This is a genomic window from Paraburkholderia sp. SIMBA_053 (assembly GCF_046534895.1).
GTDB lineage: Bacteria > Pseudomonadota > Gammaproteobacteria > Burkholderiales > Burkholderiaceae > Paraburkholderia > Paraburkholderia caledonica.
Genome location: NZ_JAWRXU010001516.1, coordinates 1 through 242 on the forward strand (window position 1 = coordinate 1; position 242 = coordinate 242).

General features: G+C 62.4%; 1 pseudogene. It reads right to left on the reverse strand.

Annotated features, from left to right (window positions below):
* Positions 1-175 (reverse strand): annotated as a pseudogene (locus SB753_RS40645) (peroxidase); the annotation flags it as partial.
* Positions 176-242: the final 67 nt, after the last annotated feature.

Sequence of the window (242 nt, forward strand, 5' to 3'; positions counted from 1 at the left end):
GCGGCGTCATCCGCAGATACGGACGCAGCGCCTTGTAGCCCTTCGGGAACTTGCGCTTGATCTCTTCCTCGTCCTTCAGCGACGGCACGATCACGACGTCGTCGCCATGCTTCCAGTTGCCCGGCGTCGCGACCTGATAGTTGTCCGTCAGTTGCAGCGAGTCGATCTTGTGTAGTGCTACGGCGACGTCCGGGACCGTCACCCTATCCTACGCGCTTTCCCGACGCGCCGCCCTTTGGATC